Source organism: Parasphingorhabdus cellanae (assembly GCF_017498565.1).
Taxonomy (GTDB): Bacteria; Pseudomonadota; Alphaproteobacteria; order Sphingomonadales; family Sphingomonadaceae; genus Parasphingorhabdus; species Parasphingorhabdus cellanae.
Genome location: NZ_CP071794.1, coordinates 1632202 through 1648872, shown reverse-complemented (window position 1 = coordinate 1648872; position 16671 = coordinate 1632202). Strand labels below are relative to the sequence as shown.

13 protein-coding genes and 1 pseudogene are annotated in these 16671 nt (G+C 52.1%); 6 read left to right on the top strand and 8 right to left on the bottom strand.

Translation table 11 applies throughout. The annotated features are described in order from the left end of the window. Positions 1 to 101 precede the first annotated feature (101 nt). Both J4G78_RS08030 and J4G78_RS08025 read right to left on the bottom strand, forming a co-directional pair. Positions 102 to 1268 (bottom strand): annotated as a pseudogene (locus J4G78_RS08030) (IS3 family transposase). Positions 1269 to 1553: 285 nt separating this feature from the next. Then, positions 1554 to 2390, bottom strand: a complete 837-nt coding sequence (locus tag J4G78_RS08025; RefSeq protein ID WP_259371354.1) for a helix-turn-helix transcriptional regulator — start codon at positions 2388 to 2390, stop codon at positions 1554 to 1556. A 97-nt stretch (positions 2391 to 2487) separates the two neighbouring features. On the opposite strand from J4G78_RS08025, the gene J4G78_RS08020 reads away from it, so the two are divergent. From J4G78_RS08020 to J4G78_RS08005, 4 genes are all read left to right on the top strand, one after another. Next, on the top strand, positions 2488 to 3381 hold the full coding sequence (locus J4G78_RS08020) for an SDR family oxidoreductase (protein WP_207989940.1): 894 nt from the start codon (positions 2488 to 2490) through the stop codon (positions 3379 to 3381). A 13-nt stretch (positions 3382 to 3394) separates the two neighbouring features. Then, a complete protein-coding gene (locus J4G78_RS08015; RefSeq protein ID WP_207989939.1) occupies positions 3395 to 3910 on the top strand; it encodes a cupin domain-containing protein in 516 nt (171 codons plus the stop codon). A 69-nt stretch (positions 3911 to 3979) separates the two neighbouring features. Then, positions 3980 to 5002, top strand: coding sequence for a Kelch repeat-containing protein (locus tag J4G78_RS08010; protein ID WP_207989937.1), 1023 nt, complete (start codon positions 3980 to 3982; stop codon positions 5000 to 5002). Positions 5003 to 6328: 1326 nt separating this feature from the next. Further along, positions 6329 to 7087, top strand: a complete 759-nt coding sequence (locus J4G78_RS08005) for an SDR family NAD(P)-dependent oxidoreductase (RefSeq protein WP_207989934.1) — start codon at positions 6329 to 6331, stop codon at positions 7085 to 7087. 6 nt (positions 7088 to 7093) lie between these two features. Here the strand turns inward: J4G78_RS08005 and J4G78_RS08000 are convergent, their stop codons facing one another. The 3 genes from J4G78_RS08000 to J4G78_RS07990 form a co-directional block, all read right to left on the bottom strand. Next, entirely contained in the window at positions 7094 to 7756 is a 663-nt protein-coding gene (locus J4G78_RS08000) for a TetR/AcrR family transcriptional regulator (RefSeq protein ID WP_207989932.1), read from the bottom strand. A gap of 75 nt (positions 7757 to 7831) precedes the next feature. Continuing rightward, positions 7832 to 8938 (bottom strand): VOC family protein, encoded by a 1107-nt coding sequence (locus J4G78_RS07995; protein ID WP_207989930.1) that lies wholly within the window; start codon positions 8936 to 8938, stop codon positions 7832 to 7834. Positions 8939 to 8949: 11 nt separating this feature from the next. Further along, entirely contained in the window at positions 8950 to 10821 is a 1872-nt protein-coding gene (locus tag J4G78_RS07990; RefSeq protein WP_207989929.1) for an outer membrane protein assembly factor BamB family protein, read from the bottom strand. A gap of 131 nt (positions 10822 to 10952) precedes the next feature. Between J4G78_RS07990 and J4G78_RS07985 the strand changes: the two genes are divergently transcribed. Further along, positions 10953 to 12047, top strand: coding sequence for an alpha/beta fold hydrolase (locus tag J4G78_RS07985; RefSeq protein WP_207989927.1), 1095 nt, complete (start codon positions 10953 to 10955; stop codon positions 12045 to 12047). A 228-nt stretch (positions 12048 to 12275) separates the two neighbouring features. After that, positions 12276 to 14603: a TonB-dependent receptor gene (locus J4G78_RS07980; RefSeq protein WP_207989926.1), complete on the top strand. Its 2328-nt coding sequence runs from the start codon at positions 12276 to 12278 to the stop codon at positions 14601 to 14603. Between the two features lie 429 nt (positions 14604 to 15032). Here J4G78_RS07980 and J4G78_RS18385 read toward each other — a convergent pair whose 3' ends face one another. The 3 genes from J4G78_RS18385 to J4G78_RS07965 all read right to left on the bottom strand — a co-directional run bounded on the left by J4G78_RS18385 (position 15033) and on the right by J4G78_RS07965 (position 16269). After that, on the bottom strand, positions 15033 to 15299 hold the full coding sequence (locus J4G78_RS18385) for a hypothetical protein (protein ID WP_207989924.1): 267 nt from the start codon (positions 15297 to 15299) through the stop codon (positions 15033 to 15035). Beyond that, a complete protein-coding gene (locus J4G78_RS07970; protein WP_207990881.1) occupies positions 15248 to 15598 on the bottom strand; it encodes a site-specific integrase in 351 nt (116 codons plus the stop codon). The genes J4G78_RS18385 and J4G78_RS07970 overlap by 52 nt, the downstream gene beginning before the upstream one ends. 368 nt (positions 15599 to 15966) lie before the next feature. Next, entirely contained in the window at positions 15967 to 16269 is a 303-nt protein-coding gene (locus tag J4G78_RS07965; protein ID WP_207989922.1) for a hypothetical protein, read from the bottom strand. Between the last annotated feature and the right edge of the window lie 402 nt (positions 16270 to 16671).

Here is a 16671-nt window from a genome sequence, read left to right as displayed (position 1 = left end):
GGTCGATGCTCATGTGTCAATTTAGGTTCTGAACCGGAACCTTTTGTTTGCATGATGATCCGCCAATTTGGATGACCTGCCCCCATGAGGTGGTCCAGTTATTAAGTTAGAGCACGGCGGTTAAAGCCGTCCACCTGGACTGCCCGGAGCGTAGCGTAGGGCAGTTCAGGTGGATAAGGCGAGATTGTTGTTGGTGCTGGTGGTTTATAGCCCAACGAACTATGCGGTCTGATGGTATTGTAATGCTGCCTCCAGCGCTCGATGAGGATAGTCGCCTCCTTCAGTGAGTAGAAGATTTCTGCGTTGAGCAGTTCGTCGCGGAGTTTGCCATTGAAGCTCTCATTATAGCCATTCTCCCATGGTGATCCGGGTTCGATGTAGAGCGTTTTGACACCGATCCGGCCCAGCCAGTCTCATACGGCGTGTGCAGTAAACTCCGCGCCATGGTCACTGCGGATATGGACGGGCGGCTCGTGCCGGGTGAACAACTCGGGGAGAACAGCCAGCACATCATCACTGCTCAATTTGCGCTGAACATGTATTGCCAGAGACTCCCGGCTATATTCATCGATGACGGTGAGCATGCGGAACGCCTTGCCGTCATGAGTCCGATCCATGACAAAGTCATAACTCCAGACATCACCCTTATACTGTAGTCTGAGCCTGACGCAGGAGCCGTCGTTAAACCACAATCGCCCGCGCTTTGGTTGTTTCTTTGATACTTTCAGCCCCTCGCGCCGCCATATCCGCTCCACCCGCTTCGCATTGACCTGCCAGCCGCTGTTACGCAGTGATCCGGCGATAGCCATAGCGACGATATTGCTGTGCCAGCCGGATGATCTCGGCCGTCAGCGGCCTCTCATCGGTTGGTTCGATCTTCGGCTTTCGCTGGGTAGAACGATGTTGACCAACCACCCGGCAAGCACGGCGCTCGGAACAATCGAGCGCCGCCTGTACATGGTTCACGGCGTCTTTGCGACGGGAAGGGCTCAGTACTTTCCCTCAACCGCTTCCTTCAAAATCAGCGCATCCAGCGTCAGATTGGAAACCGCCTTGCGTAGCCGCTGGTTCTCTTTCTCCAGTTCCTTCAGACGACGTGCCTGACTCACCTTCAGACCGCCATATTCACGGCGCCAACGGTAGTAGCTCTGCTCCGATATGCCTAACTCCCTGCATATCGCTCCCGTCTTCTCTCCTGTCGCAAGCCGAACTTCGGCCTCCCGAAGCATCCCAATTATCTGTTCTGGCGTATATCTTTTACGAGCCATCCATCTTTCCTTTCTCAAGATAAACAGCCGTATCTCTAACCCTCAAATCGGACCACTATTTGGGGGAAGGTAAGTATCTCTGACTTGAGCGATTATGCGCCTTCTGGCGTTGCCGATATTGATTTAATGCCAGATTTTTTTGTGCAATCCTTGCGCGAACTTCGTGGACTGCCAGACACTAATAACGCATATGCGCATAGTCTGGAAAAAGATTGAACGGAATAGTGTAAAATTTTAATCTTGGTTCGTGATAACAAAGTAATATTAAACAGTGTATTGATGTAATTATGAGTTGTCACTTTTAAAGCGCCGATAAAGTTTTTGCATCTTTTCTGCGTCTTTTCCCGTGGCCGGGTTGTAGGTAACGAGTTTGAGATCCGGTCGGCCATCTACGGCAAAAGACGAGAATTCGAACGCTATGGCACCCGCCGATGGGTGTTGGAGGCGTTTGATTCCTTCTCCTGTCGACTGCACGTCATTATCAGACCACATGGCGGCAAAGTCCGCACTTTTTGCTGACAGTTCGGAGATTAATTTGGCCGCCAGGGAATCCTCCCCGGCGCGAGCTGTTGCCGCGCGGAACGTCGCCACCAAATAGCGCGCTATGCTTTCCCAATCCTCCTGGGCGGCACGCGTTTTGGGGTCGAGAAACATCCTGCGCAATACATTGCGCTCCGCTTTCGAAAGTGCGGGATAGTCGGTCAGCGCGGCACGAGCCGCATCATTCCAGGCAATGATATCCCATTGCGGCGTCGTAATGATTGCGGGAATAAAGGTCAGCGCATCAAGAAACCGCTGAATGCGTGGCGTTATCGCATCTTTAGAAGTAGAGCGGGTTCTTGGCAGCTTTCCAATGCCGACCAGAAAGAGATGCTCGCGTTCCACCTCGGTGAGCATCAGTGCATCGGCAAGACTCTCCAGAACGCGCGGTGAAGGCGGACCACCGCGTCCTTGTTCGAGCCACGTGTACCAGGTGGTGCTGATATTGGCCCGGCCCGCAACTTCTTCGCGTCTCAAGCCCGGTGTGCGTCTTCTTCCCGAAAATCCGAAAGCCATAGGATCGAGCCGCGTTCGCCGGTCTTTCAGAAAAGCTCCAAGATGATTCGTTTCGTTCAAAGTCACTCGACCCTATTATTATTTATACCTGTATAATGTCTCATCTTTAACTGGATAGAATATTGGATGAATATACGTTGATTTGCAATATGGAGAACGGCGAATGAGAATATTAGTTACCGGCGCAACAGGGTTCATCGGCGGAGCCATAGCCAAAGAGCTGCTCCATCGACGGCATAACCCTATCGGTCTGGCGCGCAGTGCGAGTTCAGCTGATGCGCTTCTCGATGCCGGACTGGATGTTCATCGCGGCGATATCACCGATCCTGAAAGCGTTACTTCCGCGGTAGATGAGGTGGACGCGGTCATCCATACCGCTTTCAATCATGACTTTTCTCGCTATACGGCAAGTTGTCGGGAAGACGGTCAGCTGCTCAATGCGCTGGCCAGAAAGCTTGTCGGTGCCAACAAGACCCTGATAGCCGCTTCGGCCACGATCGTAGGTAGGACAGGCAGCCCGATTACGGAGCAGAATGCGGCCTCGGAGCAGATCCCGCGAAGCTCATCAGAGGCGTTTTTAAGCTATGCTGACGATGGCGTCAGGACTGGCGTCGTTCGACTTCCGCCAACGGTGCACGGAGATGGCGATACCGCTTTCATACCCGCCCTGACAGCTCTTGCAAGGGAGCACGGCGTTTCCGCTTATCCCGGTGATGGCTCAAACCGCTGGCCGGCTGTCCACCGCGACGATGCGGCACGGCTTTTTTGCGATGCAGTCGAGCAAGGCCGTCATGATGCGCGCTATCACGCTGTCGCTGAAACGGGAATTGCGTTTCGCACAATTGCGGAAGCCATCGGTGAAGGCCTAGGTGTACCCTGTGAACGTATTCCAAATGATCAGGCTGAATCGCATTTTGGTTGGTTAGCGATGTTTGCTGCGCTTGATAATCCTGCATCGAGCGAATGGACGCAAGAAACTACCGGTTGGGCACCCCGAGAGATGGGACTGATCTCGAATATGCGCAATGTTGACTATTTCAATACGCCATCTCTTTGAAAGGAGAGCTACTATGCCGAAACACCTCCTTCTGCTACCCGTCATTACTTGCTTGTTGTCTTGCTCGCCTTCCACGGGAAAGGCGGGTTCGATAGCCGAGAAACCGTCAATTGTTGAAGCCACCGTCCAAGAGCGTTTGATGCCGATGACCATAATGCCGGTTGCCGATGCTTTGGACCGACCATTTCGCCCGCTTTATGCTAGATCGCCTGACGGGCCTCAAATCGCTGTACTCGACGGCAATCCGGACAGCGGGCCGTCCTTTACACTCTTCCGTTATGGACGCGATTACAAAGGGAGCGGCAATTTGCATTTTCATACCCATGACTATCATCTGTGGCTCATTGAGGGCGAATTGAAGCATTGGGATGCAGAAGGCAACGAGGATACAGCACCAGTTCTGCGCCCAGGTTCATACGTACATCAGCCTGGTCAGCGACTTCATGCCGCCAATTGTGTAGCAGATCGATGCACCGCTTATGTAATTTTCGATGGACCAATTGAGACAGGCTTCCCTGAAAATCGTTGATCAAAGGCGGAGGTTGGGGTGGAAAAAAATAACGTGAATTTCATTTCAAACCAAAAAGAGAGATGTAAAATGATGATCTACATATTGGCCAATCGTGCGAAATTTCTTTTCGCTATCGGTGCGCTATTTATAAGCAGTTCCATCTTTGCACAGTCGAATTGGTCAAATGCTGCTTCGCTGCCGTCGCCGCGGCAGGAAATCTACGCTACCATGCACGATGGGTTGATCTACACCGCTGGCGGTTTAACTGAGAATGCATCTGCCGTACGTGACGATTTTCTGGTTTACGATCCGCAGACCGACACTTGGCGGACATTGGCGAATCTACCTGCACCACGCCATCACGTCACTTTGTCAGCTGGCGATGACGAGATCTTCGCGATCGGTGGTTTTTCCGGCGCATTTCCAGACTGGAAACCCGAGGCGTCCGTTTATTCTTACTCAACGGAAACCAGTCTGTGGAGTGTTCTTCCCGATCTGCCAGTAGCTCGGGGTGAACATATTTCTGCGGTGGTTGAGGGGCGGATTTACGTGGTTGGCGGCCGGGTTGGTGGAACGCGCGGGGCAGCTAAATTCAACGAGCATCGTGACACAAGCCAGCTCGATATCTATGATCCTGCTACCCGCAGTTGGTCGCGTGGCGCAGATGCACCTACGGCTCGCAATAGCGCCGCTAGCGCTGTGATCAGCGGCAAAATATATGTCGTTGGTGGTCGCCAATATCTAAATCAACCTGACGGTAATACTGCTAACGTCAATGTCGCTTCTTTGGAGGTATACGACCCTGAAACCGGATTATGGACGGTAAAGGCGCCAATGCCAAAGGCATCAGGTGCTCCGGCTGCGGCGACGGTCGATGGTAAGCTTTACGTTTTCGGTGGCGAGCAATGGGTTCCTACCAAAAAGGTTTTTGGTGACGCTTGGGTCTATGACCCTTCCACAGATGTGTGGAGCCCCATCCCCAGTTTAAATATTCCCCGCCACGGACTCGCGGCTGCTGCAACAGAAAACAATATTTACGCTATTGGTGGTGCGACAGAGACCGGTGCTGGAGACGTGGTCACGGTTGAAATGCTGAGTGCCACCCCTTGAAATTGGTGTTTCTGAAGCCATTGATTTAGGCGATCTTACAACGTAACCGACGTTTCTCAAAATCCCAAAAAAACTTGTAGTCGGGAATTGCTCCGCGATAAAATAGGAAATGAAAGAGCAAATTTACAAACAATCTAGATCGAGCTTTCACGTTTCTCGCCCTTAATCTAAGGCGCAAACGAGATCGCATATAGTTCATGGCTCGAAGCTCATTCAAATTTCATGTTTATCTGCACGCACTTCATCCACAAACGTTAATTATAATTCGATGTCAGAAACAATCCGTCACAAATGACTGAAATATTGGAATTGACGAATGAACTTGTTGTTCAGATTAGGTATTTCCTGTGCACCTGAACAAATTCTTTTGAACGAAGCGGGATTTATACCTCCTGCTTTGACTTGCAGTTTGAAGTTAGAGAGACGCACTAAATACCGATTTTACCGTTCTAAACGCCGTTGTAATTTTGAATTTACAACTGTGGATGCGAATTAAACCATTCATGTAGTGGTGAGTTCTGAGGGATTCCAACCAGCAACCTTGCTGATTCACATTCAAACAAGCCCAATTCCGATTATTTCGAGAAATGCATGCCGATTTTGGACAGGTAGTCACCTTCTGAAAATAAGGTGAGAAACTTCTCCAGACTAAAATCCCAGTGCTAAGCACTATTTCTTCGCAAATCCTTGAAAAATTGGTCGGGACGAGAGGATTCGAACCTCCGACTCGCTACACCCTCCGCAAGTAGAGTTTTTCCAAAAACTATCGAAATAAAGCGCGTGACAACGGCCTAAGTCCATCCATTACGAACCGTGTATGAAAGCGATGGTTTCGCGACCGAGATGAATGTTTACCTGTAGCGCGAACAGTTCATTTCAGATTGCCCGATCTGACTACCGAACAAGGATTTGCTTTGGCTCACGTAAACTATCGCTAACATGCGCAGGCTTTTAAGCCGCACGAGAAAAGCAGGTTTTGGTAGTTTCGGATGAAACAAAGGCGACCAGTCCCATGAAGAAGATACAGCTGGCCAGGGTGAAAAACAGATTCGCGTTTTATATGCCGAGTTAGTGCGCAGTATCGTATGATATTGCAATGTCGAGGGTTGCAATTTGCCTTTTTAGGTTGGTCGATGGCTCAAGTACACAAGCTCTCATTCCAATCATCCAAGTTATAGCCAAGTGACACATGACAGCCTCCAATAAAGCATATTTGGTGAAAAATCACTATTGACTTATTTTGCAATAAGTAACAGCTTGATCTTGTCCGGCGTGATATTTTTGGTCCGGAAGCAGTCTTTCCTGAAGAGCTTGGAGCCTGAATATATGTTTGATTTATCCGACCATGTTGCTTTGGTTACCGGCGGAAACGGGGGCCTGGGACTTGCCATGGCAAAGGGCCTGGTCAAGGCGGGGGCGAGCGTTGCAATCTGGGGCCGCAATAGCGAAAAAAATGAAAATGCCCTTGCTGCGCTCAAAGATATGGGCGGTGATGTGGAGGCTTTTCAATGTGACGTCACTGATCCTGAAGACATCAAGGCGACATTTGATTCAACGCTGAAGCGATTTGGTAAAGTCGACAGCTGCTTTGCCAATGCCGGGGGCTCCGGATCGACAGCGATGCTGCACCAGCTGTCCGGTAGCGATTGGTCATCTGTTGTGGACCTCAATCTGACGAGTGTCGTGGACACGTACAAGGCGGTTATCCCCCATTTCCTTGAACGGAAAAGCGGCGGAAAACTGGTTGTCACGTCTTCGGCCGCTGCTCTTTTGGGTACGCCCTTGCATGCTGGATATTCGACGACTAAGGCGGCCGTTACAGGACTGACAAGAGCTTTGGCTGTCGAACTGGGTCGTGCCGGCATACAGGCAAATGCTATCTTGCCGGGCTATATCGAGACAGAGATGTCTCGCGAAACCTCCCAGGCATTTCGTGACGCGTGCAAACGACGCTCCTGCTCAGGCGAGTTTGGAACTTTGGAGGATATGGAAGGAATTGCCGTCTATCTGGCTTCGCAGAAAAGCAATTTCATGACCGGGCAGACTTTGGTGCTGGATGGCGGCCAGACCATTCATCCCGGTTGAATAGGGTCATTCCTCAGCTTTGGTGCCAGCTTCCGGTTTTTGGCGTATCAAAGGCCGCTGCCTTTTGGCAAAATCATTTTCTATTGCGTTGAGCGAACCCAATATCATGGTCACCGTGATATCTTCGATTTCCTGGCGGCTTTCATCACTGCGCAGGAAATGGGCTCCGGCGGTTGCCGGTAAACCAAAGGAGATATCGATCACGGTTTTGGCGAGCGTCCTCGGCAGGTTAAAATTGTCGACGACAATATCGGCAATATAATCGACTGCATCGTCGCGGCTGTAATCTGTCGGGTCATGGCCGTCCGATACGCTCGGTTCTGCCTGCAGGCGTTCGATAAGCAGGCCGCGTTCCTCAATATATTTCAGGTACTGGTGGGTTACACCCCGCACCAGACCTTCGAAAGTTTCCGCCTCTCTGGCCTCTTTCGCCTGCAGTTTTCTCAGCCTTTTAAGCTCTCTTTTGAGCAATACTCTGAGCAAATCGGTCTGGTTGTCAAAATAGGTATAAACCAGCGATTTGCTGATGCCCGCTTCTCTACCGATACGGTCCATCGTCGCCATCGCGACGCCTTCTCTCGCCACAATGTTCGCCGTGTGGTCAAGGATCAGGGACTTGCGCTTTTCCGGGCTGTAACGCCGCTGTTTGATTGGACTTTGTTCATTCATCCGATTCGACTAACATAATGTCCGTGGGGAATGAAGCGTCATCCCTCGCTATGTATATCGCGCCCCGCATGGCTCTCAATATGTTGTTGGATCGATCCATAGCATCGCATCGATAGATTCATCTTTTCCAGCCGACATGTTTTGCTGGATGGAGATTATGTTGCCGTCAGGGTCATGCGCATAATAGATTTTCCAGCCGCGGCTCATTATCGCGGGGCCCATCATCTTGATCCCCTCGGCGGCCAGCCGTTTCCGTTCCGCATCGGCATCGGTGACCTCGAATGCGGTCATATTGTAACCCATCTGGTCGACCATAGCAGGGGCGTCGCGGACAGGCGTCGGCGGGGTAACATATTGCCAGAATTCCAGTTGCAGGTTGCGCACCACAAACCATGAGCTTCGCAGTACCAGTCCATCGATGCCCGCAATGGCGTCAATCTTTTTGTTACCCGAATATTCACCGGTTCTGCGCGCGCCATAGCCGATAAATTTTGTATAGAAAGCAATCATCCGATCCACGTCGGATGTGGCACCGCCAATATGCGATATCCATGCTTTTTCCTGTCGTGTTGGACGGTCCATGACTTCATTTTCAATCATCGTACCATCATGATCACGTCCATAGGCATAGACGATACCATAGCCGCCGATATCGACCAGCTCACCGCCTATGGTGACGATGTCCAGTCCCGCTTGCTTGAACTTAGAGAAGGCTTGATCGGAAGCAGGGGACTGGAAACAGACATGGGTATAGCCCGGGCCGTAAACAGGTTTTACAAATGGTGGTTCCTTTGCGTCAGGATCAAAGTCTGTCAGCTGCAGGAACACGGTCGGCGTTTTGATCAGGGCAATTTCGACCTCGCCATGTTTCCGGTCCATCATTCCGGGCAGATAAATCTCGCTGGCAGGGATACGGTACCGGTGCACCAATTCATAGGGTACGGCTTGCTGGTAGAAAGCGATTGTATCATCGATATCGGACACGGTTTTGCCAACGAAGCGAACCCCCTTGATACGCGTGTCACCCAGGGTGGAGGGGCGGAAAAAGTCGGACTGGACAGTCCGTGGTTCATCAGTGGCCTGTGGGGTGGTATCATCACCCGCGGAAGCAACTTCGCTTTGTTGCATGCACGATGTGAGACACAGGACAAGGCCCAGCCCGGCAACGACAGATCTGATCATCAACTTTCTCCTCATTCCAGTCCATATACGAGCATTACATTGCCCGGTATCTGGCCAAATTTGTCATAGCCGCTGTTGACGATCAGCAGGCCGTTTGCGACCACAGGCCCGCTCGAGTCAATTGATCCTCCGCGAGCCTTTACGTTGTTAACAGTTTCATATTCACGCCGGGTATCGGTGCTCCACAAGATTGTTCCACCATCCATCGAATAGGCGCGCAAAATGCCATTGAGCGCTCCTGAAAATATGACCCCCGGCGTAATCGTTGGCGGCGCGGAGAGGGCGGTGCGGCATTCATGTTTGTTCTCGTCACAGACATCGGGTTCATATTTGCTCCATAACGCCTTTCCTGTGGCCGGATCATAGGCGTGCATCCCCTGCCGAGCGGGGCCAACGGCAAATTCATTGCCCGGCGTATCGGCGATACCGACAAACAGCGTTTCGCCATCGGTTGCCATGCCCCAATGCACGCCGCCATTAAAGCCGCCCATACCAGCGCGTTTTTCCCACAATATTTTTCCTGCATTGTCGGGATCCATGCCGTAAATCATGCCGGACTTCTGACCAGCCAGAATGATATCCTTGCCGTTGGATAGCCGGGTCAGGATGGGCGGCGCACCAAAATCGAAATCAGGTCCGTTTTCTTCCGGGCAATTTACCTGCGTGCCGTGCCGCCCACAGGCCGCGTTCCATGCGTCGCCTTCTATGGTTTGCTGAACCCAGACCACTGCGCCGCTATCCGGTTCGAGCGCGATGATCGCGTCGCTCATATCATTGGCCGGGGAGGAATAGTTTTCGCCCGTGCCGACATAGATCAGATTGCGCTTGCGATCGACGGTGGGCGTAGACCAGATCGGTGCGCCAGAAGGACCAAACCGGTCTCTGCCAACACTGTTGGTGCCGGTTTTTTCCGGTTTTGCGGTCGTGTAGAAACGCCACCGCGTCTCACCGGTTCTGGCATCTAGCGCCAGCACACCGCCCCGAAAGGTGCAGCATTCATATTCAGGGCTATAGGCATTGACGACTTCGAGTGAAGACATCGGCACAAAGAGGCGGCTTTTATACAGCGTTATCGAACCGGTAATTGTGCCGGCCGGATGATCCCTGACAGAACGGGTCCAGAGCAGTTCGCCGCTCCCGGCATCGACAGCATAAACATTTGCCTCCAGATCACCAAAATAGAGCGTCTTGGGCTTGCCTTCGCTATCCGTGGAAATAGTGGGTGCGTTACGCACTTCCGCTTTGGCTTCGAAGGTCCACCAGACGCATCCGGTTTTTGTGTCCAGGGCATAGACAAGTCCGCTCTGACTGCCGGTAAAAATCGCTTCCCGGGTCACAGCCGGTTGTGAACGTGCTCTTGCTGCACCGGGGAAACCAAAGGCCCATTTGAGTTTCAGATTTGGTGCGGTTTGCGGGTTGATACCGCTAAGCGATGCTGGCTGATAACGGGAGTTCCGAAGGCCGTTGCCCCAACGGTTCCATGAGGGCGAGGATGCGAGCTTCAGGGTACCGCTACACTGGTTGGCTTTTGCGTTAACCAGCGCATCGCCTGTTTTGGGGCTGCCAAGATATTCCGCAATTAACCGCCGCTGCATCGGTTGCAGCATGGATGCCTGCTCTTTCATGATGCCGCTGTTCAGCGCGCGGACAATTTCTTCCGTCCCCTGCATCATGATCGCCGCTTTGGTCGGGGCCTCGGTGGATCCGTTATCGTGACAACTTGCGCAATATTGCTGATATAGTGCTTTGCCTGCCTCGTTCTGGACTGTTACGGTGTTCGCTGACCGGTCATCCGGCTGCGTCGGTTTTCCGCTCGAGTCACAGCCCCCCAAAAAGCTCGCGGCGAACAGAATGGTAGCAGAACTGGTAAAGATAGAACGCATCAGATCAAGTCATACCTCTCCACGCCCTGCCTCCTCGGAAAGATTTGACAGGCGCAGTATTTTATTGTTGACTATCTTTACAATAACGGCGTGTAGGCGCAATGCAATGGCAAATTTACCGGGGAGAGGTAATGCGAGAGATAGTGAGAGAGACGAGGTGGCTGAGAAAGCTCACATCTACCATCATAGCGCCTTGCCTGCTGGTGGGTTGCACTGGCGAATCACGCAGCGATGAGCCGGTCGCGACGTCCGGCAATTCAGCACCACCGATCACTGCCAGTAATGATATGCAAGTGACCGACCCCGCGGTAACTTTTGCTAATGCCAATCGCACAGGCAATATCGGCTATCGGGAAGGCTATTTTGGCGAGGGCAACGACCGGATTCACTACGTCGAGGCAGGTGAGGGGCCGCTGATCATCTTCTATCATGGCTTTCCATCCTTTTGGTACAGCTGGTTCGACCAGATGGAGGCGTTAAAGGGAGAATACCGCGTCGTGGCGGTTGATGGTCTAGGCTCCGGCCTGTCTGCCAAACCGCAGAATCCTGCCCCCTATGACATTGCCAGGCTTGCAGCACAGCTTGACGCCCTGTCCCGTCATTTGGGCGGTGATGAGAAATATGTGCTTGTCGGACATGACTGGGGTGCTGTTCTCGCTCTTTCCTATGCGCAGGCCTATCCGAATCGGCTGCACAAAGTCATCGGGATGAGCGCACCGCCCCTGAACGCCCTGCTGAAACATATGAAAACCGACGAGGAACAGCAAAAACGGTCGCAATATATGCAAGTCATGCGGACAACCACGCTGGACCAGCTGCGCGCAACCGATGCCGCAAAGAATATTGCCCAACGATCCTATCAGGGGCTGCTGGATCGCGGTGATCTAACAGTCGGGGAGGTTGCCCTTTTTCATGCTGCGCTGAATGATCCGGAAAGAATCAACGCGGCGATGAACTGGTATCGCGCGAATATCCCTCCTTTTGAAGAGATTAGTGATGCTGACCTGTGGCCCGGAGCAGAAGCGAGAATCGAAGTTCCCACGTTGTTTATCTGGGGGGAGGCGGACCAGATTTTTGTGCCTGAATTGATCGAAAAAGTGAGTAATTACGGGGATGACTGGACCACTGTCCGTCTGCCCGGGATTAACCATTGGACCTCAATGGAAAAACCGGAGCTCGGCACTCAAGCGATTGTCGATTTTCTGGATGGCAAGCGCGAACCATAAACCTGCTTGATTGGGTCAGATGTCTGCTGACGCAGGTCTCCTATTTTTCGCTAACCAAGCTGTCGGTTGTAGCTCATCGAGGCATTAATTGACCAATTTGACAATTATTATTGACTCTATTTCCAATTAAGATAATCTTTCGCAAAACAACAGGATGGGAGAAGATCAGTGTCGCAAGGACCAATGTCTGGAAAATATCGTAAAATAAGCAGGAAAACAGCAGCATGCGTGTCGGCAGTTGCGCTGGCTTGGGCTGGCTCGACAGGTGTCGCTGCCGCCCAGGAGGCAGGCGCTGATCCCGACGATGATGATAACGTGATCATCGTCACTGCCCAGCTGCGCGAAGAAAATCTGCAGGACGTTCCAATCGCCATCACGGCCCTGAGCGGCGATGACCTGCAGGCGGCGAAAATTGAAGACGCTCTTGATTTGCAGTTCAACGCCCCGAATGTGGTCTTGTCGGCAAACCGCAACCTCACAATCCGCGGTGTCGGTTCACAGTCTTTTGGCGGCACCAATGACACCAATATCGGGATACTTCAAAACGGCGTATTTCTGCAGCAAGGCTCAACATTCGGAGAGTTTTTTGATCTGGAGCGGATCGAAGTTCTGCGTGGCCCACAGGGCACCTTGTTCGGGCGAAACACAACCGGCGGTGCAATCAACATTGTTACCGCCAAACCAAAAGATGAATTTGGCGGCTATGCGTCCATTCAGCTAGAGCGTTTCGACGGTATCCGGGCAGAAGGGGCGATAAACATCCCCATCGCCAATGGTCTGTCGCAACGCTTTGCCGCGCATTTCCTGAAACGCGACGGTTATACGAAAAACCTGTTTGACGGTAACCGCATAGATGGCCGTGACCAGTTTACGCTGCGGTCGAGCACCCGCTTTGAGCCGACGTCGCGCACCACGGTGGATCTGACGCTGACCTATTTCCGCGAGGACAGCAATCGTGCCAATGCGGTCAAGTCTTTGTGCACGCCGGACCCTGTGCTGGGCTGTTCGCCGGACAGTGTTGATTTCGATTTCCCGAGCAACAATTTCCCGATCGACAACGGATTGCTTCCCGGCATTGTACGGGCTGATACGTTCAGCGATAACCCCACCAATCTGCGCGAAGTGCGGATCGATATTGATCCAATCCAGCGTAACGAGGATTTTCTCGCAACGCTGGTGATCAATCAGGATATTGGCGACAATCTGCGTCTCACCTCGGTTACCGGTTATCGCGATGGCGAAAACAGTTCCTATCGCGATTTCGATCAGGGCACGCGGCCTAATGCCTTCAATCCCGGCGATTTTACTGTGTTCGGCGCACCCTTTACAGTAACCGACGATGGTAACGGTAATGGTGTGCTGACCTATAATATTGGCAACGGGCAGACGATAACGACAACAAATTACCTGACGGCCCAGGAAGCATTTGGCACGCGGGAGCAGTTCAGCCAGGAGCTGCGTCTGGCCTCTGATTTCGAAGGCCCGTTCAATTTCCTCATCGGCGGCTATTATCTGGACGCGGACGGCACCGGGGAAGTGAATACCTATCTGCCTGCCAACCGGACGTTAGGCTTTCTGACAAGCGGCAATACCAGCCTGGCAGAAGTTGTCAGCTATGCCGCTTTTGGTGAAATCTATTATGATCTGACGCCGACCATCAGTCTTTTGGGTGGTTTGCGTTATACGAAGGACGAGAAGCAAATTGTCACGGCCAGTGGCTTTTTGGCCTTGGGTGAACCTTTTGTCGGCGAAGAGGATTTCGATGCATGGACCGGCCGTGCCAGTATTTCCTGGCAACCTACGCCCGAAAATAACGTCTACCTGACCTATTCTCGTGGCTTCAAATCTGGCGGATTTAATCCCGGATCTACCGCCACCAGCCAGACATTCGGGTCTGAATTTATCGATTCCTACGAACTGGGCAGCAAGAACGAATTTTTCGACCGCCGCCTGACGGTGAATGCCGCAATCTTCCGCTATGACTACAAGAACCTGATTTTTGGTCAGATTGTCGGCGGCCTCGCGGAGAATACGAATATTCCGTCTTCACGGGTTCAGGGCCTTGAGCTGGAGGCTTTTGCCACTCCTGTTCCGAACTTAAGGCTCGAAGCGGCACTGGGTCTGCTCGATACGGAAATTCGCAGCGACTTTATGAGCGAGGACGCGTCGCGTGGCTTTGCGCCGTTCCAGCTTCAGGGTAACACCCTGCCTAATGCGCCAAAGCGCACGCTCAAGCTTGCGGCGGAGTACACTATAGAGGTGGGATCAGACTGGACGATCCGCCCCCGTGCCGATTTTTACAGCCAGACCAGCTTTAACAGCCGCGAGTTCAATACGGCGGCCGACCGGGTGGATGGATGGGAACAATTTGACCTGTCGCTCCAGCTGGCGCGTCAGGATCGTGACCTCAGCATAACCGCCTTTGTTAAAAATGTACTCAACCAGGACAGCATCACATTTTTCGAAGTGAATTCTGAGTTGGTCGGTAGCTTTAGGAGCGCATTCCTGCTCGATCCCCGGATATTCGGCGTGAGTTTGCGGGTTGGATTTGACTGAAGATATGCTGAGGCCTTCAGCCGCCGACAGATGCAGTAGCGATCGTCTCGCGAGCGTTACCAAAAATCCAACCAGAGAAAATTCGATGATGGCTAACGATCTTACTTTTAAGCCGTTATTAATCTTGGCAGCACAGGGAGTTGTATTCTTCCGATCCAATCAGGGGATGAATAGACGAGTAAAGTCTGCTCTGCTTCTGACGTCCGGGCCCGCATGCTGCTAGTGACGGCGCAGGCTATCGGTGTGGCGACCGATCTAGACCCCAAAACATCTATTGCCGCCGATTCTCGCTTCTAGGGGGTAGTTCAATCGAGCGTGGAAGGTTATATCAAATCATGCCGATGACGGTTTCTTTGGTGTGATTGGAAGATACGGAGTTGCTCTTTATGAGTTACTTTACAAGTCCAAAATCAAATCCGTTCCCTAGAGTCACCTGTTCGTAGCAGCCTTAGTGGATACCCAGTCACTCGACCATTTCTGTCGCGATTCTAGGCCAATCGGTTGAAATCCGGAAGGACGTCTGGGTTCCAGCCATTCAGCTAATTGTGCAGATACATGTTCCGCCGCTTGCAAGACCGCTTTGTCGATATGCACATAACGCTGGGTAACGCCGCGTGATGCGTGGCCTAGCAATGATGCGATAGTCAGCTCGGAATATCCCAGTTCAGCGGCGACTGATGCGAAACTGTGACGCAACCGATCGGCGGTAAGACCCTCGATTTAGTCTCGACTGATAGTCGCTTTAAAACGCGCGGGATGCCAACAAAATGACCATCGCCACGTTCGCCAGTAAACATGCGGGGATTGTCGCCGATAATAGGCTGCGCTTTTATTAGGGCAATTGCATGGCTGCTGATCACACGTATTTGGTTGCCCGTCTTGGTGCTGGGAAAATAGACGCAATTTGATTTCTCATCAATCCAGTCATGCTTTAATCCTAGTGCTTCCGTCCGCCTAAAGCCTGTGAGCAGCACCAAGCGAATGGCATCGCACATGCCACGGGATTCTCTTGCGGGTTGTTGCGTATGATATCACCAATCAGCTTGATCTGTTCGACGGACAAATGTTTTATCTGCTTCTTCTCAGCAGTAAGGTTGCGGGCATTTCGTGCGGGGTTGGTATCGATGAGGTCCCCGCGCGCTGCTTGATCGAATATCGTATGGAGCATATCTATGGTACGGCCAGCAACGCCCGCGCCCCCAAACGCCGGCGCCCCAGTAGTGATTCCACCGCGTCCCCGTCTTTCCTGTGATGTTTTGCCAGCGGCAACGTCTGCCTGAAAGCGTTCGAGGTGGTCAAAGTCAATGCTCGCACCAAACGACCACCAAGCAGAGGCTTGACGTGTCGCTCGATCCGGCCGCGATCAAATTTCAGAGTCGAAGACGCTATAGGGAGGCGTCGTCCACCCAATAGCTGCCTCCAGATACCAATCGCAAATCTCGCTAACGGTTGGCGCGTTGCGCTCGGCTCTACGTTGTTCGATCGGATCACCGCCCTTGCAGACGAGCGCCAGTTTTTCCTCATTACGATAATGAAGAAAATAGGCAGCGGAGCCACTTGGCAACATCCGAACACCAAAGCCGCGTAGCTCGTTATCCCACATAAAAAGCTGGCGCTTTTCGTCTGGTTTCAAGGTATCTATCAAACGATTTGTCAGCTTGGGCATGATGATCTCGCTTACAACAATCTCAAATAACCTATGTGTAAGCAAGGTACCGATTTATATAGATAAGTGAGAGTGTAGTGTACCGTAGGGAATGCCCCCAATCATGATCTATCTCTTGCCAAGGTTGGGGCCGAGAGTTCGAATCTCTTCGACCGCTCCAGATTCTATTGATGTTACAAGGTAATACCCGGCTGACGATCGTTAGCCGTTCAAAAATTACGTACTTTGTGTCCATATGATGCCCAACTAATTAGCATCCGCTATCAAAAAATTTTGATATTATTCGATTAATGGCGGCGCAAAGGTAGCAAAGGTAGATGCGGTGGTTCATGTTAGGGCGCGCGCGCCGAAAGATTGCCGTCACTACAAAGAGGAAATGAACGTCATTCTGGCGATAGGCAG